Annotated in this window: 2 protein-coding genes; both read left to right on the top strand. The window is 54.5% G+C overall.

Features of this window, described 5'->3' with window-relative positions; translation table 11 throughout:
- Positions 1-224, top strand: a 224-nt coding sequence (locus ACFWW2_RS13980) for a hypothetical protein (protein WP_393928759.1), incomplete at its 5' end; no start/stop codon positions are given.
- 154 nt (positions 225-378) lie between these two features.
- Positions 379-1,110, top strand: coding sequence for a hypothetical protein (locus tag ACFWW2_RS13975; protein WP_393928757.1), 732 nt, complete (start codon positions 379-381; stop codon positions 1,108-1,110).
- Positions 1,111-1,354: the final 244 nt, after the last annotated feature.

The following is a 1,354-nucleotide window of genomic DNA, read 5'->3' as shown; positions in this document are numbered from 1 at the left end:
AGGCAAACACGCCGGTGGAAAGCGAAAACGATCGTCTTCAATCCCCACACCAACGCACCCGCGGCAGCCTCAGATCCAACCGGCAGCACACTTTCCCCATAGACACCGCCAACCCCCGCGGCTTCCACCCTGAGAGATTTTCCAACGCGGGCCACCCTTACGGCCAAGCTGAGACCTCGCGCCATGGCCCGCATCAGAAAATCTTCATCGCTGCTGACATCTGATGGTTTTGATCAGATGACTTGTGCCAGCCCGAACTGGCCATTCGATCTCCGGGCAGGATTGGCTGGTCAGCGAGTCAATGCAGCCGTTAGGCTCATACATTGGAACGTTCCGCCTGGGAGCTGGTTATGATAGTCTTGTGTTATGCAATCGAAGATGACACGGCGATCAGTTATCGCGCAGCTCGGCGCAATCACTTCGCTTTTGAGTATTGGCAGTACGACGTCAGCATTTGCTGGCCCTGTGGGTCGCGAAATCGAACGACTGATTTCAAAGATAGATGAGCTCTCCGGGTCTCTACGAGGTGAATTGATCTCCGTCGCGGATTGGCGCGCGGGCATAGATGAATTGTTGTCCTCGGTGCCAGAAACCGACCTTATGGCCGGGATAGACTTTGACGGTCTTGCGTCGAAGATCGGATTTGCGGAACTGGGTGTGACAACAGCACGTGTCGATTTCGGGTCCGATGAGACCAGGACCTTGAATTTCTTACCAAAGATTTTTGCTGTAGATACCGGTCGTTCAATTATACCGCACGGCCATGCAAACATGGTATCAGCGCATCTTCCGCTGACCGGAGCATTCCGGCTGCGTCAGTATGATCAGGTAGTGCGTGACACGCGTTCGCTTATCATACAGCCGACCGTGGATCGGCTGATTGGCGCGGGTGATCTGTCTTCGATCGGTGAAGACGATGACAACGTGCATTGGTTCATTGCCGAAGAACCTTCCTATACCTTTGATGTCATCGTGACTGGGCTGGCCGACGAGGCGGATCACCAGTTCGAGATATTCAATCTCGACATGGAAGCTGCCGAGCCGAACGGGAATGGACGGCTTCGCGTGCCAACAATGTCAGTGTCCGAAGCACTTAGAAAGTACGGATAAATCAGAGGTCTCAATGTATAGTTTGGGCTCGCTGCCGACATCTTACGGTTTTGGCCGGATGACTTGTGCCAGCCTAGAACCGGACGGGCGACATCGGCGGGTCAGCGGGATGGGGTGGATGGCCCCTGCTTCAACGGGCGTCGCAATGCGCCATAGTGCAGTTGTCGTTAACCGCTTATGAGAGGAGCCACCCAATGCAAGTTACCACAATCGGCCTTGATTTGGCCAAGAACACCTTTCAGGT

Source organism: Yoonia sp. R2-816 (assembly GCF_046762905.1).
Taxonomy (GTDB): Bacteria; Pseudomonadota; Alphaproteobacteria; order Rhodobacterales; family Rhodobacteraceae; genus Yoonia.
The sequence above is the reverse complement of the archived record's forward strand: the minus strand, read 5'-3'. Positions and strand labels throughout refer to the sequence as shown.